25 protein-coding genes are annotated in these 25,260 nt (G+C 47.8%); 4 read left to right on the plus strand and 21 right to left on the minus strand.

The genetic code is table 11. From position 1 onward, the window contains the following. Positions 1-5: 5 nt before the first annotated feature. From hprK to AB3Y94_RS04920, 16 genes are all read right to left on the minus strand, one after another. The gene (gene hprK, locus AB3Y94_RS04845) at positions 6-941 is read right to left on the minus strand and encodes an HPr(Ser) kinase/phosphatase (RefSeq protein ID WP_125683480.1); all 936 of its coding nucleotides are present in this window, start codon (positions 939-941) and stop codon (positions 6-8) included. 90 nt (positions 942-1,031) lie between these two features. After that, complete coding sequence (locus AB3Y94_RS04850; protein WP_367295260.1) at positions 1,032-1,403, minus strand: phage holin family protein; 372 nt, start codon at positions 1,401-1,403, stop codon at positions 1,032-1,034. Between the two features lies 1 nt (position 1,404). Beyond that, a complete protein-coding gene (locus AB3Y94_RS04855; protein ID WP_367295261.1) occupies positions 1,405-1,740 on the minus strand; it encodes a PspC domain-containing protein in 336 nt (111 codons plus the stop codon). A 116-nt stretch (positions 1,741-1,856) separates the two neighbouring features. After that, entirely contained in the window at positions 1,857-2,534 is a 678-nt protein-coding gene (gene phoU / locus AB3Y94_RS04860) for a phosphate signaling complex protein PhoU (protein WP_125693106.1), read from the minus strand. Between the two features lie 11 nt (positions 2,535-2,545). Further along, entirely contained in the window at positions 2,546-3,304 is a 759-nt protein-coding gene (pstB, locus tag AB3Y94_RS04865; RefSeq protein ID WP_367295262.1) for a phosphate ABC transporter ATP-binding protein PstB, read from the minus strand. 15 nt (positions 3,305-3,319) lie between these two features. After that, positions 3,320-4,108 (minus strand): phosphate ABC transporter ATP-binding protein PstB, encoded by a 789-nt coding sequence (gene pstB, locus AB3Y94_RS04870; RefSeq protein WP_125693145.1) that lies wholly within the window; start codon positions 4,106-4,108, stop codon positions 3,320-3,322. Positions 4,109-4,157: 49 nt separating this feature from the next. Then, a complete protein-coding gene (gene pstA, locus AB3Y94_RS04875) occupies positions 4,158-5,042 on the minus strand; it encodes a phosphate ABC transporter permease PstA (protein WP_367295263.1) in 885 nt (294 codons plus the stop codon). Next, the gene (gene pstC, locus AB3Y94_RS04880) at positions 5,042-5,971 is read right to left on the minus strand and encodes a phosphate ABC transporter permease subunit PstC (RefSeq protein WP_367295264.1); all 930 of its coding nucleotides are present in this window, start codon (positions 5,969-5,971) and stop codon (positions 5,042-5,044) included. Before pstC ends, pstA begins: the two co-directional genes overlap by 1 nt. After that, complete coding sequence (locus tag AB3Y94_RS04885; RefSeq protein ID WP_367295265.1) at positions 5,971-6,855, minus strand: phosphate ABC transporter substrate-binding protein; 885 nt, start codon at positions 6,853-6,855, stop codon at positions 5,971-5,973. Before AB3Y94_RS04885 ends, pstC begins: the two co-directional genes overlap by 1 nt. A 183-nt stretch (positions 6,856-7,038) precedes the next feature. Next, a complete protein-coding gene (locus AB3Y94_RS04890; RefSeq protein ID WP_367295266.1) occupies positions 7,039-8,382 on the minus strand; it encodes a sensor histidine kinase in 1,344 nt (447 codons plus the stop codon). Beyond that, the gene (locus AB3Y94_RS04895) at positions 8,379-9,086 is read right to left on the minus strand and encodes a response regulator (protein WP_367295267.1); all 708 of its coding nucleotides are present in this window, start codon (positions 9,084-9,086) and stop codon (positions 8,379-8,381) included. The genes AB3Y94_RS04890 and AB3Y94_RS04895 overlap by 4 nt, the downstream gene beginning before the upstream one ends. 4 nt (positions 9,087-9,090) lie before the next feature. After that, entirely contained in the window at positions 9,091-10,245 is a 1,155-nt protein-coding gene (locus AB3Y94_RS04900) for a PDZ domain-containing protein (RefSeq protein WP_367295268.1), read from the minus strand. A 121-nt stretch (positions 10,246-10,366) separates the two neighbouring features. Continuing rightward, positions 10,367-11,483 (minus strand): peptide chain release factor 2 gene (gene prfB, locus AB3Y94_RS04905; RefSeq protein ID WP_367295269.1). Its coding sequence is split into 2 segments (ribosomal slippage): positions 10,367-11,410 and positions 11,412-11,483, totalling 1,116 coding nucleotides; the frame shifts between segments, so codons are not numbered across the junction. 148 nt (positions 11,484-11,631) lie between these two features. After that, on the minus strand, positions 11,632-13,995 hold the full coding sequence (gene secA / locus AB3Y94_RS04910) for a preprotein translocase subunit SecA (RefSeq protein WP_367295270.1): 2,364 nt from the start codon (positions 13,993-13,995) through the stop codon (positions 11,632-11,634). A gap of 199 nt (positions 13,996-14,194) precedes the next feature. After that, complete coding sequence (raiA, locus tag AB3Y94_RS04915) at positions 14,195-14,749, minus strand: ribosome hibernation-promoting factor, HPF/YfiA family (RefSeq protein ID WP_367295271.1); 555 nt, start codon at positions 14,747-14,749, stop codon at positions 14,195-14,197. A gap of 138 nt (positions 14,750-14,887) precedes the next feature. Then, positions 14,888-15,355, minus strand: coding sequence for a ComF family protein (locus AB3Y94_RS04920; protein WP_367295272.1), 468 nt, complete (start codon positions 15,353-15,355; stop codon positions 14,888-14,890). A gap of 24 nt (positions 15,356-15,379) precedes the next feature. Here AB3Y94_RS04920 and AB3Y94_RS04925 point away from each other — a divergent pair, with 24 nt between their 5' ends. Next, positions 15,380-15,559 carry a hypothetical protein gene (locus AB3Y94_RS04925; protein ID WP_367295273.1) on the plus strand — a complete coding sequence of 60 codons (180 nt, stop codon included), beginning with the start codon at positions 15,380-15,382 and terminating at the stop codon, positions 15,557-15,559. A 5-nt stretch (positions 15,560-15,564) separates the two neighbouring features. Here AB3Y94_RS04925 and AB3Y94_RS04930 read toward each other — a convergent pair whose 3' ends face one another. Continuing rightward, positions 15,565-16,878, minus strand: coding sequence for a DEAD/DEAH box helicase (locus AB3Y94_RS04930; protein WP_367295274.1), 1,314 nt, complete (start codon positions 16,876-16,878; stop codon positions 15,565-15,567). 97 nt (positions 16,879-16,975) lie between these two features. On the opposite strand from AB3Y94_RS04930, the gene AB3Y94_RS04935 reads away from it, so the two are divergent. After that, positions 16,976-17,638 carry a YigZ family protein gene (locus tag AB3Y94_RS04935; protein ID WP_367295275.1) on the plus strand — a complete coding sequence of 221 codons (663 nt, stop codon included), beginning with the start codon at positions 16,976-16,978 and terminating at the stop codon, positions 17,636-17,638. A gap of 227 nt (positions 17,639-17,865) precedes the next feature. Here the strand turns inward: AB3Y94_RS04935 and AB3Y94_RS04940 are convergent, their stop codons facing one another. After that, a complete protein-coding gene (locus AB3Y94_RS04940; RefSeq protein WP_125683448.1) occupies positions 17,866-18,963 on the minus strand; it encodes a glycosyltransferase family 4 protein in 1,098 nt (365 codons plus the stop codon). Positions 18,964-19,305: 342 nt separating this feature from the next. On the opposite strand from AB3Y94_RS04940, the gene AB3Y94_RS04945 reads away from it, so the two are divergent. Both AB3Y94_RS04945 and AB3Y94_RS04950 read left to right on the plus strand, forming a co-directional pair. Continuing rightward, positions 19,306-19,746, plus strand: coding sequence for a CidA/LrgA family protein (locus AB3Y94_RS04945; RefSeq protein ID WP_125683446.1), 441 nt, complete (start codon positions 19,306-19,308; stop codon positions 19,744-19,746). Between the two features lie 45 nt (positions 19,747-19,791). Further along, a complete protein-coding gene (locus AB3Y94_RS04950) occupies positions 19,792-20,598 on the plus strand; it encodes an LrgB family protein (RefSeq protein ID WP_367295276.1) in 807 nt (268 codons plus the stop codon). Between the two features lie 191 nt (positions 20,599-20,789). Here AB3Y94_RS04950 and AB3Y94_RS04955 read toward each other — a convergent pair whose 3' ends face one another. From AB3Y94_RS04955 to groES, 3 genes are all read right to left on the minus strand, one after another. Further along, on the minus strand, positions 20,790-22,625 hold the full coding sequence (locus AB3Y94_RS04955; protein ID WP_367295277.1) for an APC family permease: 1,836 nt from the start codon (positions 22,623-22,625) through the stop codon (positions 20,790-20,792). 428 nt (positions 22,626-23,053) lie between these two features. Beyond that, positions 23,054-24,679, minus strand: coding sequence for a chaperonin GroEL (gene groL, locus AB3Y94_RS04960; RefSeq protein WP_367295278.1), 1,626 nt, complete (start codon positions 24,677-24,679; stop codon positions 23,054-23,056). Between the two features lie 57 nt (positions 24,680-24,736). Beyond that, positions 24,737-25,021: a co-chaperone GroES gene (gene groES / locus AB3Y94_RS04965; RefSeq protein WP_367295279.1), complete on the minus strand. Its 285-nt coding sequence runs from the start codon at positions 25,019-25,021 to the stop codon at positions 24,737-24,739. Positions 25,022-25,260: the final 239 nt, after the last annotated feature.

Genomic DNA, 25,260 nt, shown 5'->3' on the forward strand with positions numbered 1-25,260 from the left:
CTCCCTTATGAGTTATTTCCGTTCTTTTTAATTAAGCGCTTTAAGTTCTCGTCAAAAACCTTCGTTGCATCGTAGCCCATGGAACGAGCCCGGAAGTTCATGGCAGCCGCTTCAATAATAATTGCCAAGTTACGCCCCGTCTTAACTGGAATCGTAATCTTGGGAACAACAACGTCAAAGAATCGTTGTGATTCACTATTATTACCTAAGCGATCAAAGTGGTTATCATCGTGCCAAGCTTCCAGGTGCACAATCAGATCAATGTCCGTTTCAGAGCGCACCGCGCCAGCACCAAAGAGGTTCATGACGTCGATGATCCCGATTCCACGGATTTCCAACAGATGGCTAAGAATAGCTGGCGCAGCCCCTACCAAGGTCTGTTCATCTTGTTGATAAACTTCAACTCGGTCATCAGCAATCAGCCGGTGACCCCGTTTAACCAGTTCCAACGCGGTTTCACTCTTACCAACCCCGGAGTCACCAGTAATCATGACCCCAACACCGTAAATGTCGACCAAAACACCATGGACCGACTGACGTTCCGCCAATTTGCCTTCTAGGAAGTTAGTCATGTTACTGAGGACCCGTGAAGTTGTCAGTTTCGTTCCTAAGATGGGGATTCCCGCTTCCTTAGCGGATTCTTTCAACTCCTCAGGCGGATCTAATTGCGTAGAAATCACGAATGCGGGGGTTTCAGGTTGACACATTTTCCGCATGACGTCCAACAATTTCTCGTGACTCATGCCTTTAGCAAATGACGTTTCAGTAATTCCAAGTAACTGCACTCGTCGAGCTGGATAATAATTAAAGTAACCGGTCAGTTCCAGACCGGGACGTGAAATATCACTGGTGGTAATTGGCCGGTCCAAGTCATCTTCACCGGAATAAATATCCAACCGGTTCACCTTGACGAGGTCGGCCACTGTGACACTCTCTGTCATGGGCGCTCCTCCTTACTGCATAGTAAACTACTTTAATTTTAGCACTTTACTGGGTCGACTCCTACCAAATTAATTCGTTTGCGAGTCAACTTAGTCGCGAGCGTAATGATCACTGATGATTGCGTTAAAAAGGGCCATAACAATCGCGATGATCATGGTCGTGCCAAACGAAGTAAAGGCAAAGCTATTTCCCACCAACGCTGAGGTCAACTCCAACATGGCCGCATTAATGACAATGCTAAACAGGCCTAAGGTCAAAATAGTGATTGGTAGTGACAACACAAATAGAATGGGCCGGACGACCGCATTCAACAATGCAAGCACCAGACTCGCCAGAATGGCAACCCACACACTAGATACTACAAAGGAGTTTTGGAGGCTCCCTGCCCAGGAACTCTGGAAGAACCCTGCTAGGGCCAAAAAAATTAATGCATTAAAGAATATTCGGCGCCAAAAGCCCACACTACTCACCATCCTTGTGGTGATTTTTTACATCCTGTTCGGTCACATCGTGAATCACTTTACGTCCAGAATCCCGTGATTCAGCCGTTCCACCCCGAAAAAGGTCGCGTAAACTTGGTCCCCCAGTAGGTCGGGAATCATCAAGCGGCATGAAGGTCATGATTACCACGTAAACTAACAATCCCAGGACCCCGTGAGTCGGAAGGGCGAGAGAAACCAACACGTAAATTAATCGTAAGAGGTTGGCATTCCAATTAAAGTATTCGGCGATTCCACCCAACACCCCACCAACCAACCGGTTCGTACGGGAACGGACAAAACGTTTTTTTGCTGCCATCGGCGGACACTTCCTTTTGTAAAATTGATTTCCTATTACGGCAAGAATAACGAAAGCGACCACTGAAAGCAAGTTTCCAGTGGTCGTTCATCTAAATCTTCAATTTTGGTTAACGTTTAGTCCGTTGAATCCTGGTTGGCCGGATTCAATTCAATGATTTGACCGGACTTCAAGTAGACGATCCACTCACACACGTTCGTCACATAATCCCCAATACGACTCAAATCCTGAGCCACATTCAGATAAATTGAAGCACCCGTTTCAAAGACCGGATCCTGTCGCATTTGCTGATAACTATCTGCTCTAACCTGGTGATTCAGTTGGTCCAGCTTACGGTCAATGTCCGCTAGTTTACGGGCTTCGTGCTCATCCTTGTTCACGTAAGCCGCTAAGACATCTTTGATCATCTGCGTTCCCAACTGGCCCATTTGATCGATCAGTTCTTCCAACACTGGAATCTTTTGCTTGGAGCCAAATTTAATGGTAGCATGCGCAATATTTCTCGCGTGGTCCCCCGCTCGTTCCAATTCGGAAACGGCCTTTAAAATCGTGACAATTTCTCTTAAGTCGGTCGTCACCGGTTGGTATAGGGCAATCATCTCAAACGTTTTCTTTTCCAACGCAATTTCACGCTGATTAATCTCATGATCAGTATCAATAATATGCTGGGCAGCCACCGCATCCCGATTCGTAAAAGAATCTACCGACTGCTGAATGACCTCACTGACCAACATTCCCATTTCCGTAAAGTCAGCATCTAAATCCGCTAACTCGTCATCAAATAGTCTTCGCATAAGTTACCTCCTTAGCCAAATCGCCCACTAATGTAGTCTTCCGTCTGTTTCTGGGCAGGATTCATAAAAATGTTCTTGGTTTGATCTACCTCAATCAGCTCACCATTCATGAAGAACGCTGTTCGATCAGCGATTCGTGAAGCTTGCTGGAGATTATGGGTTACGATAATAATCGTATAATCATTCCGTAAATTCAAGAGAGTTGCTTCAATTTGACTGCTGGACACTGGATCCAACGCGCTGGTCGGTTCATCCAACAAAATGATTTCTGGTGAAACGGCCAGCACCCGGGCAATGCAGACCCGTTGTTGTTGACCACCGGAGAGGGCCAACGCACTCTCATGTAAGTGATCCTTCACTTCATCCCAAACCGCTGCTTGCCGCAAGGATTTTTCAACCACAGCATCTAGCTTCTCTTTATCCTTCTCACCGGCAATTCGCAAGCCGTAAATGACATTGTCATAGATTGAAAATGGGAAGGGGTTCGGCTGCTGGAAGACCATGCCAATTTCCTTTCGAATCTCAACCGTATCCGCACTAGGTGAATATAAATTTTGGTCTTTGAATTTAATGGTCCCCGTGATGGTCACGTTCGGAATCAAGTCATTCATCCGGTTCAGTGTCCGCAGGTACGTGGACTTCCCACAGCCAGATGGTCCAATCAACGCGGTAATCCCCTTCTCTTCAAAGTTCAGGTTGATGCCCTTCAAAGCTTCCTTATCCCCGTAATACAAATGTAGATCCTGCGTCGTCAAAATTTCCTTACTCATGTTCTTCTCCTCCTCTTAGCCGAAGTTCCCCGAAACATAATCACTCGTGACCTGAACCTGTGGATTCGTAAATATTTGGCTCGTGGTATCGTATTCCAACACCCGCCCCTGATTAAAAAATGCCGTGTATTCACTGATTCGGGCTGCTTGTTGCATGTTGTGCGTCACGATGATAATGGTGTAATTCTCCTTCAATTCCAACAGCGTGTCTTCCAGCTGACCGGTTGACACGGGATCCAAGGCGCTTGCCGGCTCATCCAACAACAAAATGTCGGGTTTGACGGCAATCGCCCGGGCAATACATAATCGCTGGGCTTGTCCTCCAGACAGAGCCAAGGCACTCTTGTTCAAATCATCCTTGACCTGTTCCCAAAGTGCTGCCTGTTTGAGAGACGTCTCCACAATTTCATCCAATTCATGTTTGCCAGTCACCCCGCGCAGACGCAAGGCAAACGCAATGTTATCGTAGATTGATTTGGCAAATGGATTGGGCCGTTGGAACACCATCCCCACCCGCCGCCGCATCTCATAAACGTCCACAGCCGGTTGGTTAATGTCCACGCCACGGTACATAATACGTCCAGTCACCGTCGCAATTCGATCATTCATTCGATTCAGAGACCGCAGGAACGTGGATTTACCAGAACCTGAAGGCCCAATCAACGCGGTAATTTGGTTACTAGCAAATTGCAGGTCACCTTCAAACAGGGCTTCCTTCTTGCCATAATACACGTGCAAGTCCTCAGTCGATAGAATAATGGGGTGACCCGCCTCACTTGGTTGGGTGACGTGTCGTTCTAACATTTCTTCAGACTTTCTGACATCGTTATTAACAAACATGGCGTGCCCTCCTTTACGCAGACGTTAGCCGCTTGTACAGTCGCTTACCTAAGTAACGAGCGGCAAAGTTAAATAGCAAGATTGCCAGGACCAAAACAGCGGACGACCCAGACGAAATGGCTTGCGCGTCCGGCATAATCCCCTCGGAATTGATTTTCCAAATATGAACCGCTAACGTTTCGGCTGGTCGCATCGGGTTCAACGGGCTAGAGATATTAAATGGATTCCAGTCAGCGAAATTCAGAGCTGGGGCACTCTGGCCCGCCGTATAGATTAAGGCAGCAGCCTCACCGAAGACCCGGCCAGCACTTAAAATGACGCCAGTCAAAATACTGGGGACGGCTGCTGGTAAGATGACTCGCGTCACGGTTTCCCAACGTGATAAGCCCAGTGCCAAGCCACCTTCCCGCTGAACATCACTAATTGTTCGGAGTGAATCTTCAATGCTCCGCGTCAACAGCGGCAGGTTAAAGAAGGTTAACGCAAACGCCCCAGAAAGAATAGAGAAGCCTAGCCGCAACTTCACTACGAAGAATAGAAAACCAAACAGACCAACCACCACCGATGGCAATGAGCTCAAAATTTCAATAGCCGTTCGAATGGTCGCAGTCACCCAATTATCCTTCGCGTATTCATAGAGGTAAATTGCCGCCCCCAAGGCAATGGGAAAGGAGATCGCCATCGCTAGAATCAAAAGGTAAAAGGAATTGAACAGTTGGATTCCCACCCCACCACCAGATAAAAATGCCTTGGCTGGAGAAGTTAGGAAGTGCCAGCTCAACTTAGGCATCCCACTCACTAAGATGTAGCCCAGTAACGCAAGCAGAATCAAGACAACCACCCCGGCTATTCCATAAAGAGCACCAATGGCTAGCTGATTTTGTTTTTTAGAAGTCATTATTGCAAGCGCCCCTTTCGGCCAATCAAGCGAATAATTAAGTTAAAGATTAAGGACATCAGTAAGAGTACCAGGGCCAGTGACCAGAGCGCGTTGTTCTGTAAAGAACCCATCACGGTGTTCCCAATTCCTGTCGTCAAGACAGAAGTCAGCGTCGATGATGGTGACACCAGACTATTGGGCATCAATGCCGCGTTACCGATAACCATTTGTACGGCCAAAGCCTCACCGAACGCGCGCGCCATTCCGAAGACAACCGCCGTCATTAGTCCCGGAGTTGCCGCCCGAAGGACCACCTTATAAATGGTCTGCCATTGCGTTGCCCCCAAGGCTAATGAGGCTTCACGGTAATAGCGGGGGACCGACTTCAAAGCATCGGCACTCATGGACGTTACCGTGGGTAAAATCATCACGAAGAGTACACAGGTTCCCGAAAAAATGCCGAAACCACTGCCACCGAAAATGGCTCGCGTCACGGGGACCACGACGGATAACCCAATGAATCCATAAACTACTGAAGGAATTCCCACCAGCAATTCCGTAACGGGTTGTAAAATTTTGGCTCCCCTATTAGGTGAGATCTCATTCATAAAGACTGCCGTTCCAATCGCAAACGGCGTAGCCACTAGAGCCGATAAGATGGTAATTAAGAACGACCCCACAATCATGGGTAACGCACCGACCTCGGGCTTACCATTGGCATCCGTAATATTAGGATTCCACTGCTTACCCGTTAGAAAGTCCCAGAGATTGACGTGATTGCTAGTAAACGTGGCAATGCCCTTGGAGGCAACAAACCCAATGATGGCAACCACGACTGCCACAATCAAGAGCAGGGCCGAGAAACTAACGATCCGCCCCCAGATTTCCAATTTGGCAGCCTTAGAACGTCGCTTTAACTGTTGTTCCAACTGTTGCGTTGCTTTCATCAGTTCGTGCCTCCCAACTGCTTAATGTGCCCCTGTGCATTGCGATCAACTTGCATCTGATCAGGCGACAAATAGCCTAGCTGACGGACCAACGTTTTTTGAACCGCTGGCGACTGAACATACGCAATGAAGTTCTTGGTCAACCCAACTGGCTGTCCCTTGGTGTACAAGTGTTCATACGACCAGATTCGCCATTTGTTTGTAGTCACGTTAACCTCCGTTGGGGCAACGTGATTCAGGTCCAACTCTTGAACCGTCTTATCCACGTAAGAAAACGCCACATAACTGATTGCACCTGGGGTGGTAGCCACAATTGACCGCACCATCCCCGAAGAATCTTGTTCCTGCGCCGTCTTTGAACGGCTCTGGTTCAAACCAAATTGCTCAAACGTTGCCCGCGTTCCACTTCCCTGGGCGCGGTTAATTAGAACAACAGGAAGGTTAGCACCGCCCACCTGTTGCCAGTTGGTAATCTTACCAGTAAACACGCCAATTAATTCTTTAGTCGATAAGTTTTTGACGCCGACCTTTTTATTGACGATTGGTGTAATGCCGACCACAGCTACCCGGTGGTCAACCAGTTCAGTCGAACGAATGCCCTTCTGCTCAGCAGCAAACAGATCAGAATTACCAATCTGCACGGCGCCCTCTTGAATTTGGCTCAGACCAGTTCCAGTACCCCCACCCTGAACGTTGACAAACGTTCCTAAGTGTTCCCCTGTATACTGTTCCCCTGCCGCCTCCACTAAGGGTTGCAGAGCTGTCGAACCAACCGCGGTGATAGATTCCCCCGCGTGGCTGACCTGACGCGTCTGATAAGCAAAGACTCCGAAGCCTAGTAAGACCACCAGAACGAGTCCCTGTACCCAGCGTTTTTTAGACATACCGCTTGACCTCCTATCGGTTGAGCGTCGCGGCTCAACCATTTCAAAAGTAAGTATAGCGAACGAATGTAAATGTCTGGTAGACGTATTGTAAAGGTTGTGTAAATGTAACCCATTATTAGGAATTATTATGCAAATTAAAAAACGGGATTCACCACTTTGGCGAATCCCGTTGGGGCAACGCTAATCGACAGGGAAAGTCATTGTGACCGTCGTTCCCTCGCCAACAGCGCTTTGTAAATCAATTTTACCATTCAATGACTCTACTAGTTCTCGGACAATCGCCAGGCCAAGACCACTCCCACTGACCAACTGATTTGAGTGAGAAACGTCGGCTCGGTAAAAGCGCTCGAAAACTCTTAGCTGGTCCTGAGGAGAAATCCCCACCCCCGTGTCGGCAATAATTAACGCCCACGACCGGCCTGATTTAGTCGTTGAAATCGTAATTGATCCCTGTGGCCGATTGTATTTGATGGCATTACCTAGGACATTCTTCAGAATTTGATCAAATTTTCTACGATCAGTCGTTTCAATCAAATCAGTCGACACCCGATTGACCAGTGTCACTTGGTTAACGCCTGCTAATGGCGCCAATAGCTGAACTTGATTGGCCACCATCTGACCAACGGGAACCGCCGTTGCCTCGACAGCGTTCCCAGATTCAATGTGAGAAATTGTCAGCACATCATTAATCAGCTCAACTAAGCGCTCACTTTGTTCGTCGATAATTTTTAAGAATTCAACGGATTTCTCTGGATCGTCTTTGGCTCCCGCTAGCAATGTCTTAGCAAACCCCGAAATGGCCGTAACTGGTGTCTTCAACTCATGGGAAGCGTTCGACACAAAGTCCATCTGCATCTGTTCAACGGCATAAACCTCCGTCACATCGTACAGTAAAACTAACACTTGAAAATAATCTTGAGAAGTTGCCGTATAAACCGCCCGCACGTCGACGGTTCGGTCAGCGGTAACACCTGGAAGCTTTAACGTCTTGTGCTGTGTTTTTCGTTCACTTAGAGCAGAGTTGATGAGACTGGCCAGCTCGAATTGGCGAACATCCTGGGTAAACAGGTGCCGGCGCGGAGAAATTCGCTGCTGTAGAAACTGTTCCATCGCTGGATTAGCTAACTCCACCTTGCGATACCGGTCAATTACCATGACACCAATGGGCAAGTAATCCAATAACGTGGCGAACTCCTGATTTTGTCCAGCCATTTGACGTTGGACCTTGCGTTGCTGCGTCTGTAGATAATTGATCTGTAGCGCCAATTGATAGAACGGGTCATGTGGTGATAGGAGCACATGGGCCGGCGCCTCTTCATGGCGAATTCCCTGAACCTTATTCGTGAGAATTGAAATTCGCTGATTCCCCCACCTGATCAGATAACCAATAGCAACTGTTTCCAAAATTGCTAAGGACCAAGCAACCAGCAATGCTAAACCTAAGTGTGGCGAATCCACTAGCCATACCAACAAGCTGTTCAAGCTTCCCGTGATCAACAATGCTATCATTAAACGGCGAATCATGGCTGCGCCTCAAACGTGTAGCCAAACCCCCGTACGGTCTTCAAAAGGACCGGGTGCTTCGGATCGCGTTCAATTTTTTCACGCAGGTGAGACACGTGAATATCCACCATCCGGGTTTGCCCACTATAGTCAAATCCCCAAACGCCTTCCAGCAACTGTTCACGACTCCAAACCTTACCCGGACGTTTCGCAAAGAAGAGCAAAAGTTCAAACTCCTTGGGCGTCAAGTCAATGGGAGTCGCTCCCCGCTTAACTTGGAACTTGTCCTGATCAATCGTCAAATCGGCGACTTGCAAACGGTGATCAACTTTCGTCGGAGTCGTCGCCTGCGGTTCGTCATCGTGGTACCGCCGCATGACCGCCTTCATTCGGGCAATCACCTCTCGGGGACTAAACGGCTTTGTGATGTAGTCATCAGCTCCTAATTCCAGCCCAAAAACGGTATCAAATTCACTAGTCTTAGCCGTAATCATAATGATGGGTGTACTAATCTTTTCCTGGCGCAAGCGTTTCGTCACTTCCACGCCATCCATCTTGGGTAACATTAAATCTAACAAAATGACATCAAACTTCTCATGTAACGCTAGGTTTAAGGCCTGCTCACCGTCAATCGCCGTCACAACTTGATAATCTGCTTGTTCCAGGTTGTACTGTAACAACGTCACGATGGCTGGCTCGTCATCGACGACTAAGACTCTACTCATAGGTTTACCCCTCCTGATCTCTGAATAGGACGATGCCAATCTCATGTGGTGCACCTGAATAAATGGCCGTTTCGGTCACCTTCAGCTCCCCCTGAACATCACGCACCCGCAAGTGACAATACGTTGGATTAGCTAGTAAGGCTTCATAAAAACTCGTTTCACTATTAATAGCTTGGTGATTACACTCTAAAATGATGTCCCCCGCCTCTAAATCCATTTTGACTGCGGGAGTTCGGGGACGAATGGCCAAAACACGAACACCATCATCGACTTGAGAATACCAGAATTGTTGCCGTTCATCATAACGTTTAGCTTGCCATAGGACTAGTCCGTAACCAACTAACAGGACGATTAATCCGACTGGCAAATCTTGTGGCCGCCAAGCCGTCCAGCCCAAGCAGATCAAACTCAACACGGCGAGCCATACCATTTTGCGGGCCAATCGACGATAGACCACGCGAGGGACTTGCCGAAAGATCGTAAACCGCAACCCCAACAACAAAGGTACTACCAGAACGGCATACGTTTGACCATGAATATTCAGTACTGGCCAAAAGCTCAGCTGACTGGTAAACCAATCGCCCGGCACTAGCGTCACCATTGGGAGCACCAACAACTCACGCCACGGATAGCCAGCAATTCGCTTGCCCCGCTGCTTAGCGTAAATCTTGGGACTCACGAAGCGGCCACCATAGTTCGCCAACCAGTGTCCCAAAATCATGAAGAAAATAACCAACAACCATAAGTAATTGAGGTGTGCCACACCATGCCAGCTCAACCCAACAGTTGCTAAATCAGGCTTATCCGTTATGTAAGGTCCCGCCAGAACCGTCAGCAGGGTGGTGATCACAATTAAGGTCACTGGTAAAACAGTGGTTGGCAATAGCAGTAGCGTTAAGAATCCTAAGGCCTCGTAGAGGATGATCCACAGCAGTGGCAAACTGAAACCCAATAAAAAGTTTAGTAGCGAGAGACCGGCCCCCAGAAACAGGCCCTGAGTCAGCATATGCCGCAGCTCATAATGATCACTGTACACCGCACTTCCAAAACTGCGACGTTCAGTTTTAATCCGTGACTTGCTGGTCAACCAGACCCGAATAATGGCAAGCCACAACAGCGGCTGGAGTAAATAACTCCCCAGCGCAATTAATGTCCGCATGAAATCGACATCCTTCCTGAAAAAATAGCTGTCCCCAGTATAGCATGAAACAAAAACGGGCAACACGACATTCGTGTTACCCGTGCAACCAATATATTAATAATTGGATTCTATTAAATCATTAATTTGGGTTCTTTTGACTCAACTGCCACTGCAAGAAAGCATCAATGAATGGATCCAGGTCCCCGTCCATGACGGCCTGCCCATTACCCGTTTCATAGTTGGTGCGGTGATCCTTGACCATGGTATACGGGTGGAAAACGTACGACCGAATCTGGGAGCCCCAACCAATATCCATTTGGTCACCTTCTAGTTTGGCTTTCTCCTCGGCCTTCTTTTCTTGTTCCCGTTCGTAAAGCTTAGCTCGCAGCATCCCCATTGCCGTTTGGCGGTTTTGAAGCTGTGACCGTTGCGCCTGACTTTGGGTCACGATTCCCGTAGGTAAGTGGGTGATTCGGACCGCAGAGGACGTCTTGTTAACGTGTTGCCCGCCGGCACCAGATGCTCGGTAAACGTCGACTTTCAAATCAGCCGGATTGATTTCCACATCCACGGAATCATCCAGTTCTGGTAGGACATCCACGGAAGCAAACGACGTGTGTCGCCGCCCGGCCGAATCAAATGGTGAGATGCGAACTAATCGATGGACCCCTTTTTCAGAACGCAGGTAACCGTAAGCATTGTGACCAGCAATCAGCAAGGTTGCACTGCTTAGTCCAGCCACGTCGCCTGGTTGATAGTCTAATACCGTGACCTTAAAGTCATGCTGCTCCGCCCAGCGCGTATACATCCGCATGAGCATGTCACCCCAGTCTTGAGATTCCGTCCCCCCGGCCCCAGGATGAATTTCCAGGATAGCATTGTTACGATCATATTTCTGGTTCAGTAACATGTTGAGACTATATTGCTGAAGGGCCTTTTGGGCCGTCGCAAAGTCCTGCTCAAATTCCGTTTGCATATCTGCATCTGGTTCCTCTTGAAGGAGCTCCAGAGCCACCTCGAGATCATCAATTTGGTTGGCCAGGTTCTGATATTCGTCAACCTTTTTTTTCATCTCATTGGTCTCATCGATCAATCGTTGCGCCGCCTGCGCATCGTCCCAAAAGTTAGGCTCAGCCATTTGGGACTCATTGACACTAATGCTTTCATTTAAAGCATCAAAGTCAAAGCGACCCCCTAAAGCCGGTTAACTGACTGCGCATGGTTGCAATTTCGCGCTTTGCATCGCTTAATTCCATTGTACATTGGCTCCTTTTAAATTATTTTCGGTTAGTTTAGTAACTTGCCTAGGCAAAACAGTCTAATAACTCTCTTCATCCCATAGTCGATCCCGGCAATTAAGACAAAACGAGGCTGGAATTACTTCCCGCCTCGTCACGTTCCCGTTTACCGGGTAATATTTTGTCGAATTTCAGACTTCATGAACAACCGGGTAGTATCGTAATCAATGTTTGAAATCATTTCTTCAAACATCCGGAACCCATCTTGTTGGTATTCAACCAATGGGTTCAACTGCCCGTATCCACGTAAACCAATTGATTGACGTAATTGATCCATGGCATCAATATGGTCGGTCCAGTGAGAATCTACGACCCGTAACAACACAACCTTTTCAAATTCCAACATTTGCGCTGGATCGTAAAGTTGCTTTTGCTTTTCGGTGTAGACATCGTTGGCCAAGCCCATAAAGAATTCCTTGATCTCATCAGCGGTCTTGTTCTTCAGTGCGTCTAAGCTGATTTTTTCAGGCGTAACCATTGCGGAGATTCCAAAGTCCAGTAACGTATCCAAGTCCCAATCTGCTTGATCGCCTTGTGTATGCAAGTCAACCACGCGATCAACGGTCCGCTTGATCATTGGCATCAGAACCCACTTAAGGGATTCTTCTTGGTTAATGATCTGGTTCCGTTCGCCGTAGATAACGTTCCGTTGCTGACGCATCACGTCATCGTACTGTAGCACGTTCTTCCGGGAATCGTAGTTATTCCCTTCAACCCGCTTTTGGGCGGATTCAACTTGCTTCGTAATCATCCGGCTCCGGATAACGGCATCTTCGCCATCAACGTTCATCCGTTCCAAGAAACTCTTGACCCGATCTGAACCGAACCGACGCATCAAGTCATCTTCCAGCGACAGGTAGAACTGTGTCATACCAGGGTCCCCTTGACGACCTGAACGGCCACGAAGTTGGTTATCGATCCGTCGTGATTCATGCCGTTCAGTCCCAATAACGGCTAATCCACCAATTTCGACCACGCCGGGTCCCAATTTAATATCGGTTCCCCGCCCAGCCATGTTGGTAGCAATCGTAACGGCACCACGTTGACCAGCATTTTGGATGATATCGGCTTCTTTTGCATGGTTCTTCGCGTTCAAGACCACATGAGGAATCTTTTCCTGATCCAACCGTTCAGACAAATATTCGGATGTTTCAACGGCCACGGTACCAATCAACATTGGTTGACCCTTTTCATGCAAGTCCTTGATCTCCCGAATAACGGCATCGAATTTAGATTCCAAAGTTGGGTATAGCAAGTCAGGTTGGTCAACTCGGACAACTGGTTTGTTGGTTGGCACAGAAACGACTTCCATGTTGTAGATTTCTCGGAATTCTTCGGCTTCGGTCTTCGCCGTACCAGTCATCCCGGAAAGCTTCTTGTACATCCGGAACAAGTTTTGGTAGGTAATATTGGCCATCGTCTTAGTTTCTTCCTGAATCTCAACGCCTTCTTTGGCTTCAATGGCTTGGTGCAACCCGTCTGAGTAACGACGACCGTCCATAACCCGTCCAGTGAAGGAATCAACAATCAGAACTTCACCGTCTTGAACCACGTAATCCTTATCACGTAACATGATAAAGTTAGCCCGTAACGCCTGATCCAAATGGTGGGTCAAGGCCGTGTTATCCGTATCATACAGGTTCTTCAAATTAAAGTATTTTTCGGCTTTTTCAATTCCTTGATCGGTTAAGGCAACCGTCTTGGATTCCAAATCAATCTTAAAGTCATCTTTTTCGTGTAACGTCTTAGCAAAACGATCCACCCGTTGGTAAAGAGCACTCGTTCCCTCGGATTGGCCAGAAATAATCAATGGCGTCCGCGCTTCATCGATCAGGATGGAGTCAACTTCATCGACAATCGCGAAATTCAGTGGACGCTGTACCATGTCTTCTTTGTAGACGACCATGTTATCACGCAGGTAATCGAACCCGATTTCCCCGTTGGTTGAATAAGTGATATCGGCATTGTAGGCTTCTCGCTTCTCTTCTGGTGACTTTTCAGCGGAGTTTAAGCCAACCGTTAAGCCCATCCAAGAATACAATTCACCCATTTCGGTAGCATCACGAGCAGATAAGTATTCGTTAACCGTAACAACGTGAACCCCTTTGCCAGCAATAGCATTTAGGTAGACAGGCATCGTGGCAGTCAAGGTCTTCCCTTCACCGGTCTTCATTTCGGAGATATTTCCTTCGTGAAGCACAATTCCCCCCATGATTTGCACGTGGAATGGATAGAGACCGAGGACCCGCCGTGCGCCCTCACGAATTGCAGCAAAGGCTTCAGGCAGTAAGTCGTCTAAAGTTTCGCCGTCTTGGTAGCGCTGCTTGAACTCTGGCGTTTTCGCCTTCAGATCATCGTCTGAAAGTTGTTCATATTCATCAGCGTAAGAACCAACTTGGTCCGCTAATTTACTGAGGCGTCGTAAAGTCCGGCGATCACTTTCGACCCATCGTTTCAAAATATTTGGCATGTGAGAATTCCCTTCAGTACATTTAATAAGTCTATTTAAAGTTACCCATTTATTTACAATAAATCAACCTACATTTTACCACTAACCAACCCAAGATGAAACTTTAAGACGTGGTCAACGCAATGGTAACCGCTTTCTTCTTCGAATTATAACTAAAAAAGCACTGCAGGGTAGCAGTGCTTCGTTAGTTGATTTAACATTACTCGTCGTCGGCTTCAATCAAACCATACCGACCGTCATTCCGGCGGTAGACGATGCTGATACCATTGGTTTCAGCATCTTCGTAGATAAAGAAGTCGTGGCCTAACATGTCCATTTGCAGAACGGCCTCTTCATTATCCATTGGCTTCAAAGAAACCCGCTTGGTCCGGACAACTTCTAACTCACCTTTGTCGTCGGAATCGGCGTCAGGCGTTTCAGCTGAGAAGTCGAGGTTTTTGTAACCTTTTTCCCGGGACTTACGGTTTACCTTAGTCTTGTACTTGCGGATCTGACGTTCCAGCTTGTCCGTAACCAGGTCAACACTTGCATATAAGTCCGGAGAGGTTTCCTCTGCCCGTAATGTCAAGTATGGGAGTGGGATTGTTACTTCAACCTTCGCTGTCTTGTTTTGGTAGACCTTCAGGTTGATATGCGCAATTGCCTCAACGTTGTTGTCGAAATATTTCTCCAACTTGCTGATACGCTTTTCAACGTAATCCCGTATTGCGTCAGTAACTTCGATGTTTTCACCACGAATATTAAATGTGAGCATAAAACTTCTCTCCCTTCAGCCAAGAGATACTTGGCTTGCTTAGCATTAGAAGGACCACTCTTCTAATATGCTTTGCTTACATTTATTATAATAGAAAGCCCTCTCATAAACAATTAATCTAAGTAAAATAATCACAATTTAACGCGCTAAAGTCAAGCTAGTAACCGCTTTCGCACCGCTCAAATTAATTTGATCAATGGCATGCCGAATTGTCCGCCCCGTCGTGTAGACATCATCCAAGAGTAAAACACGTTGGTCCCGAAGCAGCTTGCCCGCGTTCGGAGCTAACGAAAATGGCTGGGGCGTGACCAATCGCTCTGCCCGCGTTTTGGCAGATTGGGGACGTTCCTTGTGCTCAGCAACCACCTCTAGAGCTTGGAAAAATGGTTGATCAGTCAGCCACCCCGTCACCTGATTAAAACCGCGGGTCTGCCAGGTCGCTAAATCCACCGGAATGGGAACTAACACATCGTACACAGCTCGTCGCAAAGACTGGGCCAACGCTGCTTGCAACACAATACGTAACGCATAGTCTCCCTGAAACTTGTACTGTTGCATGTACGCCTTAAAACCCGCATCGTACTGAAACAGTGCCCGATTAACCACGCTATCATCCCAGCGCTCACAATCATGGCAAATAGTGCTATCGTGCTGCTGACGACCACACCGTGGACAACAACAACTACCAGTGATCCGTGTGAGTCGCCCCCGACAAGCCTGACAGACTTCTTGGACCGGAAATGGTCCCCAACTGAGTATTTGGGTCAGAGTTACCGTCTGGGGAATATCACCATTACACCACACACATAGGGCCATCATCGGCCCCCCTGCTGGCGTCCTTGCCGATTTAAGTGGCTGATCATGGCACGTGCTCGCTGAATTGTCCGCGACTGGCTCTGACAATAACACGTCACTTCGCCCCGGGGATGGGCGGCATGGCGTCCCGCTCGACCTGCAATCTGGACTAAGGCCGCTGTTGAAAAGACCGCATCATCCCCGCCCAGAATCACCACGGCTACGTTGGAAAACGTCACTCCTCGTTCAAGGATAGTGGTCGTCACTAAAAACTGACAACGCTCATCACGCATCGCCTGAACTTTTTCGGTTCTCTCTGAATCAGCAGCGTGGACTGTCGCCCCACCAACAATTCTGGCCCGAGCCAAGGCTGCCACAACTGGTGCTAAGTCTGCCACATGGGGAACAAATAGGAGAAAACGTTGCCCCATGCGCTGATACCCCCGTAATTGACGAACGAGCTGACCCGGGAGCCGCCCCTTCAGCAAGTGTTGCCGCCATTGCCAGCTCAGATGAACCATCATCTGTGGGAGCAGGTAACCGTGATATCGTAAGGGCACATAAGTCACACTAATCTTTCGTTGTGCCACTAACCTTTGCAAATGAGAATCTGGGGTTGCCGTCAAAAAAATGTGACTTCCACTAGCTTTCTGAGCCTGTTTCACGGCTCGCTGTAACATTGGACTCGTGGTGAGTGGAAAAGCATCGACCTCATCCACAATTAACCAGTCAAACGCCGCATGAAAACGCAGAAGTTGGTGCGTGGTACAAATTGTCAGCTGCCGATAAGTATAGGGACGTTCCTGTTTCCCATGCAAAACCGCCTGAGACACACCGGCAAAGGCCCGGGCTAGCCGTGGCGCCAATTCCAAGCAAACGTCCACCCGTGGCGATGCCCAGGCGACGCGCCAGCCTTGCTGCAGTGCCCAGGCTAGTGCCGGATACAGGATTTCCGTCTTGCCAGCACCAGTGACCGCCCACAACAATTGGTTCCGCCGGGCCGCCGCCAATTCACGCACAGCCGTTGCTGCCACCATCTGCTGTGGTTTAAGCGTTCCTGGCCAGGTCAATGGCGATTCTGTCATCAGTGAAAACCGATTAGGTTCCGGAATAGTGTATAATTTATGGTGCGTGGTCAAACGCCCCAACTGTAGGCATTGCCGACAGTACAGTGCCCCGTTCGGTAACTGATCAGTTACCGGTAGCCAATTACCACAGCGGGTACATCGTGCTGAACCACGGCTCTGCTCAATTGCCTCACAGTTGGTCATCGGTCCCAGTGGTAACCTCATAGACGGGACCCACCGACCAAAGAATTGCTCATCATTATCCAAGAAAAATTCTCCCCTTCCGGCCTTTACTGTTTAACTACGCGAAGGGCGTCCCTAATTTTTTTAAAACTAACTTTATTTAGAAGAAAGGTGTCTGCTAATGGAAACTGACTACTTAACCATTCAAGCAAGCGGTAATCACGAACTTGAAATTAAAAAATCACGGTTCATTGCCGACCTCGGTCGTGTATCCAGCGAAGATGAAGCTAAGGCCTTCATTGCCGCAATAACCGCGCGTGAACCGAAAGCAACCCATCATTGTTGGGCCTATATGGTCGGTGAACACGACGAGATCCAACGAGAAAGCGACAACGGCGAGCCTTCTGGTACCGCCGGAGTTCCCATCCTCACGGTGCTCCAACGTAACCATCTGCACAACGTCATTGGCGTGGTCACCCGTTACTTTGGCGGTATTAAGCTGGGCGCTGGTGGCCTGATTCGGGCATATAGTAATGCTACCTCCACTGGAATCGAGGCGGTCGGCGTGGTTAAACTCGTCCGGCAGCAAGCCATGACAATTACCGTGGACTATCCCAACTACGACCGTCTCAATCACTACCTCACTGAAAATCAGATCAGTATCACGGACACCACGTACACGGCGGCAGTTTCAATCACCATTTCCGTTGATTTGGACGCCGTGACCACCATACAAACAGCCATCACCAACCTGCTGAGTGACCGGCTAACCGTGGACCTGGGCGACATTGCCTACAACGAGGTCCCAGTCGAAATCAACGCCAGCAGCCGATCGAATGACTAACCTTACTTGAACACTTGGGCTATTGCGATGTGATTCCACGTAAAAAGGAGCCTCGGGGATTTTCCCCCTGGCTCCTCTTTTGGCTGATGAATTTTATGTGGCGAAAACGTGCGCCATGAGGCAGCTAGCTCCGCTTAACCCCGAGCGCCAAACAATCCAGGATTAGGACTATTCGGTGCACGACGTTAGTACCCACTAGCTAATCGCCTCATATCACACTCTTACCCCTATCTTTCCGAATTCTTCGACGTTAACTTCTTAACGACCCGGTTGATCCAGTGTAAGAGTGGCTGCCGGTCTGACCCTACTAATCCGATGGCCTCAACGAACAGCTCCAAACCAATCAGAATCGCAATGGTCAACAACACGGACCCCCAAATCGTGGACAACGGATACAGCAGTGAAATAAACGAGAAAATTAACGCAATCCCGTAAATTACTAGAACCGTCTGTCTGTGCGTCAATCCCAATTGCATCAAGCGATGATGCAAATGGTGCTTATCTGCGTGAGAAATAGGCTGCCGATTCAAAATTCGACGAATCATAGCATACACCGTATCCGTGATAGGTACCCCCAAAATAATAACCGGAATAATCACAGAAATGAAGGTCACATTCTTCAAACCATACAGGGAGAAACAGGCAATCATAAATCCAATGAATTGCGCCCCAGTATCTCCCAGGTAAATTCGGGCTGGGAAAAAGTTGTACGGCAGGAAACCTACCATGGCAGCAACTAACGCAAAAATCATGATAGCCACCCAGGTATTGGCCACGTTCAAGAAGAACAGCCCGGTAATTCCAGTCGTCGTTAATGCAATGATCGAGACCCCCGTCGCCAATCCGTCTAACCCATCAATCAGGTTGATAGCGTTCACGATGGCAACGATCCACAACAACGTAATGGGTAACGATAACCAGCCAAAGTGCCAGGCACCCACAAAGGGTAACGTTAAATATCGCATTCGGATACCCGCCACGAAGTAAACTTCAATGGCTGCTAACAGCTGAAACATCACCTTTTGCCGTGGCTTTAGCTCGAAGACATCGTCGATCATCCCACCGGCAACGATGATACACTCACCACCGAACAGCCCCCACAACTGTTGCGTCGGCATTTGATCTCGCAACAAAAACATCGTTGAAAACGTAAATGCAATAAAGATAGCTAAGCCGCCCAACGTCGGCATGGGAACCTTGTTGACCCGGCGTTGATTTGGTTTATCCACCGCACCAATTTGAAACGCAAAGCGGCGTACAAACGGGGTTAGGACCGCGGAGATAATCATGGTAGCAAACAAGCTAACAATAATCTCAAATTTCATAAAGTGTCCTCATTCTTTCCTAATGGTTCTTTTGCTAATTATACAAATCTCGTAAATTAAACACAACCACCATTTAGTTTGTAAAAAAAGTTTTTTGTGAAAAATGCCGCAACTTTGGTCTCCCCATCACCACTGGGCGCCAGTCTACAATAACGACATTTGTGATTTATCACACGGATAATAATTAATACTTATAAACGTATAGTGAATACGATATTTACGCTTGTTTTAAGCGCTTACACCCCATATAATACAATTATGCATTCAATTCAGAACAGGTTTGCCCTCTAAATTTTGGGGATTGTCGTGCAACCAGGTCATCAATTGAAAGGAGAGTTTTCAATGGCTGCTAATAAAAAAGTTTCATCAGCAGAAGCTCCTGAAAAGGAACAAGCTTCTCCCATCTTGATTCAAATGGGTATCTTCGCTGCTATTCTGTTCGTTTCCAGCCTTATTTCCCCTCTGTTTCCTGCTAGTTTTCCGGTGCCTACGCCAGTGGTCGGACTGATTCTCCTCTACGTCCTACTAGCCACCCACATCGTAAAGCTCCGGAATGTTGAGAAGTTTGGGGACTTCTTAATCAGTTTAATTGCCTTTCTGTTCGTTCCCTCAGGAATTCAGCTGGCTGCCAGTCTAAAGGTACTGCAAGCTGAAGGCGTTAAGATCATCATCGTGGTCATCATTGCCACAATTGTGATGCTGGTCGTCATTGCCTACACCACGGCCGGATTTATTTGGATTCGGAAGCACGTCTTCCACGGAAATACCGATATCGACCAATAATTTGCCTGACAACGATTAACACTCAACAGAAAAGGATGGAGAATTATGATCAGCTTAAATGTTGCCGCCGAGATGGCGGTTTGGGGCAAGTGGCTAGGCGATGGCCTAAGTAAAACGGCCACGGGTGCCTCTGCGGGTAACGCTGTTTTTGGGATTTTTCTCACGTTGGTCGTCTTCTTAATCGGCCAATGGCTTTTCAAGATTAGTAAGGGATTCTTTATCTTCCAACCCCTATTTGTGGGAATGGTATTAGGAATCTTTATTCTCTTCCTCCTGGCCAAAGCATTTGGCACGGACACTGCCACCTTTTACAAATCGGCCTACCTTCCTGGAGGAAATATCATCTTCTGGTTCTTAAACCCAGCAACCATCGCCTTTGCCATTCCTCTGTACCGACGGAATGACATCGTTAAGCGTTTCTGGTTAGAAATTGTCCTCTCACTGGTCGTTGGACTGATCATCTCGTTATTCATCATCTACGAGGCTGGTAAGCTCTTTGGACTGTCTAAGGGGACGTTGGCTTCATTACTACCTACCGGGGCCACCACGGCCATTGCAATGCCAATTGCGGCAGCTATCGGTGGGAACCCAGCCATTACTGCCATGGTTTGTATCCTAAACGCCGTTATCATCTACGCGTTAGGTGACTGGCTGGTAAAAGTCTTCCGGATCAACAACGACCCCATCGGTGCCGGGTTAGGATTAGGGACCGCTGGGAAGACGGTGGGTTCAGCCAAAGCCTTACAACTGGGATCTATTCAAGGGTCCATGGCCTCCATCGCCGTCGTCGTTATCTCAATCGTCGTCGACCTGGTGGTTCCACAGTTTGCTTCACTGGTTGGCCTACGCTAAAGATCAGCAACTTCTCAAGGTTCTCCCAAGCCGGGAGGACCTTTTTTTATTTATCTTATGAGGAATGTGTCCAGTCATTTTCCAAATAAGGCCACCTCAATTTCCAACAACAAAAAAAGACATCGAGACGAGGTCCCAATGTCTTTTTATCAGTGTCGATTGACTGGTTAATTAGCAGCTCAGTTCGACAACTACTCTTTCAAATGATAATTATACGTCGAGACAATGATATTTTCCCGCGAGTTCAAAATCGTCCGTAGTCGTAACGCCGTTTGGTTATGCAAAACGTTTTGCCAAGGATGCCGAGGAACGAATTGGGGAACCAGGACCGTAGTCGTAAAGTTCCGCTCCGCCGCCCGCTTCGCAATCACATCACAGAACCGCAACGTTGGCGTCGCAATCGACCGGTAGGAGGAATGGATATCCACAAACCGTATGTCTGGGAACTCCTCTTTGAATTCTTGAGCCGTCTTATGCTCCTTCTCAGGGTTTTCATCGAAAGACACGTGCATCGCAATGACGTAGTCCCCAATGGACTGTGCATAATTAATGGCACCAGACGTTACCCGCGTGATGTTGCTGACCAGGACAATGACCGTTGCCCCATCGTATTGATGGATGTCCGCCTTTTCCTTAGCAGCAACCCGCAATTGCTTAGCCACATTGTGATAATGCTGATTGATTCGGTAGAACAACAGCAGGATCAATGGCATGATGATCAAATATGGCCAAACATTACCGAAGTGCAAGAACAGTAAGAAGATCACGAGGACCAGAGAAATGAGAGCCCCAATTAAGTTGATAAAGGCCTTACCCAGCCAGAATCCCTCACGTGTTCTAAACCAGTGAATAATCATTCCTGATTGTGACAACGTGAATGGTACGAAAACCCCAACCGCATACAGTGGAATCAGTAAGGTCGTTTGCCCATGGAAAATAAAGATCAGAACGATAGCCCCAACGGCCAAAGAAATAATTCCGTTAGAGTAACCCAACCGATCCCCTCTGTCCAGGTAGGCGTGGGGTAAGAACTTATCCTTAGCCAGGTTGTAAGCCAAGATTGGAAAGGCTGAGAACCCGGTGTTGGCTGCCACTGCCAAGATCATCGCAGTGGACAACTGAAGGATGTAATAGAAGACCCCGTGCCCGAAGACCCCGGTCCCAATTTGAGACAAGACGGTTTGGTTACTTTGTGGGCGAATTCCCATATAGTAACTCAAGAACGTAATCCCAGCGAAGAAGATGGCCAAGATACCCGCCATAATGGCTAAGGTCGCCGCAGCATTGTGCCGCTTCGGTTCCTTGAAGTTGGGCACAGCGTTACTGATGGCTTCCACCCCCGTCAGGGAAGAAGACCCAGACGAGAAGGCTCGGAAGAACAGCAACAGCGTCATGCCTTGGACGGGACCGTTAAACGAGGCCGCCGCGTGATACGTGATATTACCCGTCACAATGTTGTAGAACCCAACCCCAATCATCACAATGATCATCAGAATGAAGAGGTAAACGGGAACCGTTAGAAACGCTGCCGATTCACGCATCCCCCGTAAGTTCAACAACATAATACCAATCACAATTAAGACTGATACCCATACAGAATACGGATATAGCGCCGGAATTGCCGACGTAATCGCTTCAGTCCCAGAAGTCGTGGAAACCGCCACGGTCAACATGTAGTCAACGAGCAGCGAACCACCGGCAATCAATCCCGCCGATTGTCCCCAGTTCGTACTAGCTACAACGTAGGCGCCCCCACCAGATGGGTAGGCATGAATAATTTGCTGGTAAGAAAGCGTAATCGCAAATAACAGAACTAAGACCAGTGCAGCAACCCACAATTGGTACATCAATGCAGCCGCTGACAAGGTAATTAGGACTGTGGTGATTTGCTCAGTACCATAAGCCACGGAAGATAACGCATCAGACGACAAGAGAGCCAGTGCTTTAAACTTGGTTAGTGCCTGACCGCCTTCGTCCATGGTCTTGAGGGGTTTTCCAATTAAAACCCGCTTTAAATAACGCCACATGACTATTTACTCCTTATCTCCATAAATAATGAAAACGGGCATTCACCCGCCGTATAATTGCTTGATTTAATTCAAGTTCGAATGCAGACGTAATTCTACTACAACTAGCTAAACATTACCACAAATCTCTGACTTCGCAACCGAATATTTGGCAACCGAACTTTTCCATTATCCGGCAAAGCGTGAGAGAAATAAAGGGTTGTTTTTTACTTTGATTTATTGCTGCCCCTAAAGATTGATTTAACAGCACTTTATCCACTCACTTCCTCACGAAAGTTCACCACACGTATCGTGACGTTACCAGATAAAGACGCTCCCCTGCCATGTCGCTGAAAGAGGTGGCTACCAAACGCATCATCGGTACGCCAATACAAAAAACGCCGACCCACAACGGATCGACGCCTTCATTATCAATAAATTGATGAAGCTTACATCATGCCGCCCATACCTGGGTTAGCAGCTGGTGCAGCTGGTGCTGGATGGTCTTCTGGCTTTTCAGCAACCACAGCTTCAGTCGTCAACAACAATGCGGAAACGGAGGCAGCGTTTTGCAGAGCAGAACGGGTAACCTTGGTTGGGTCGGTAATACCAGCCTTAACCATGTCTTCGTACTTGTTATCAGCAGCGTTGTACCCAACGCCTGGCTTTTCGCCCTTCAAATGTTCAACCACAACGGAGCCTTCGACCCCAGCGTTTTGAGCGATTTGACGAACTGGTTCTTCCAAGGCACGCAGAACAATGTTAACACCAGTTAACTCGTCACCTTCGGCTTCAACCTTCGCAACGTCTCCAATAACATTGATCAAGGCAGTACCACCACCAGCAACAAAGCCTTCTTCAACGGCGGCACGGGTAGCGTTCAAAGCATCTTCAATCCGGTACTTCCGTTCCTTCAATTCCGTTTCAGTTGCGGCACCAACACGAACAACAGCAACCCCGCCGGCTAACTTAGCCAAACGTTCCTTGAGCTTGTCCTTGTCAAAGTCAGAAGAGGTTTCATCGATCTGACCCTTGATTTCAGCAACTCGTTCAGCGATTTGATCCTTAGAACCAGCACCTTCAACGATAGTCGTTGAGTCCTTGGTAACGTTAACCTTTTGAGCTTGACCTAATTGGTCAATGGTTGTGTCCTTCAAGTTAAGACCCAGGTCATCGGTGATGACAGTCCCACCAGTCAGGATAGCGATATCTTGCAAGGTTGCCTTACGACGGTCACCAAAGCCAGGAGCCTTAGCAGCAACGACGTTGAACGTTCCCCGCATCTTGTTCAGAACCAACGTAGGCAAAGCTTCACCAGTGATGTCATCGGCGATGATCAAGAGTGAACGACTTTGTTCAACAACGGCTTGTAAAACAGGCAAGATATCTTGAATGTTGGCAATCTTCTTGTCAGTAATCAAGATGTATGGGTTGTCGAGGTTAGCTTCCATCTTATCGTTGTCGGTAACCATGTATTGTGACATGTACCCACGATCAAACTGCATCCCTTCAACAACGTCTAAGCTGGTATCAACACCACGGGATTCTTCAATCGTAATAACCCCATCGTTCCCAACCTTTTCCATAGCGTCAGCAATTAAGGAACCAGTTTCCTTGCTTGCTGAAGAAATAGAAGCGATTTGGGCGATATCTTCCTTCGTTTTAACGTCGATAGACATCTTGTGCAGAGATTCAACGGCAGCGTTTGTTGCCTTTTCAATCCCACGACGGATACCAACAGGGTTGGCACCAGCAGTGACGTTCTTCATACCTTCGTTAACGATGGCTTGCGTCAAAACAGTCGCAGTCGTAGTCCCATCACCAGCGATATCGTTGGTCTTGGAAGCAACTTCGGAAACCAATTTGGCACCCATGTTTTCGAAATGGTCGTCTAATTCAATGGACTTAGCAATCGTCACACCATCGTTAGTGATGGTTGGGTTACCGTAGCTTTGTTCCAAAACAACGTTACGACCCTTAGGTCCTAAGGTGGTCTTAACGGTGTTCGCCAACTTATCTACACCAGCAAGCATCTTGCTACGTGCGTCTTCAGAGAACTTTAATTCTTTAGCCATTATTCTAATTCACCTCATACTAAATTTTTTAATTACGCTCTGTATCAGTGGGAAAGGTTAGTCAACAACTGCAACTAAGTCCTTTTCGTGTAAAACAAGGTACGTCGAGTCTTGGTACTTAACTTCCGTGCCGGCATACTTGTCGAACAATACCTTGTCGCCAACTTTAACAGTTGGGGCTACCTTATCGCCATTGTCTAACACACGGCCATCACCAACAGCAACAACGTTTGCCGTTGAAGGCTTTTCCTGCGCATTACTTGCCAAAACAATGCCACCAACCGTGGTTTCTTCTTCTTGTGGTTGATCCAAAATGACGCGGTCTCCTAATGGTTTTAACACTTGAATCCCTCCAATAAACTTACTTTTTAGCACTGTTAGCACTTGACTAACATAAGTGCTAATCACAATATCTAATATATGGTTTTTTTCGCTAAAAATCAAGGAATTTGACAAACTATTTTGCAACCGTTTCCGGAAATGCCTTAGCACCCATGAAAGCTCGCGAAAAATTAAATATTTGATAGCCGTTGACCTTTGTTTGGGGCTGAAGGCTGAAAAATAAACTACTGGTGTCAGCC

The organism is Levilactobacillus yonginensis, from assembly GCF_964065165.1.
Taxonomy (GTDB): Bacteria; Bacillota; Bacilli; order Lactobacillales; family Lactobacillaceae; genus Levilactobacillus; species Levilactobacillus yonginensis_A.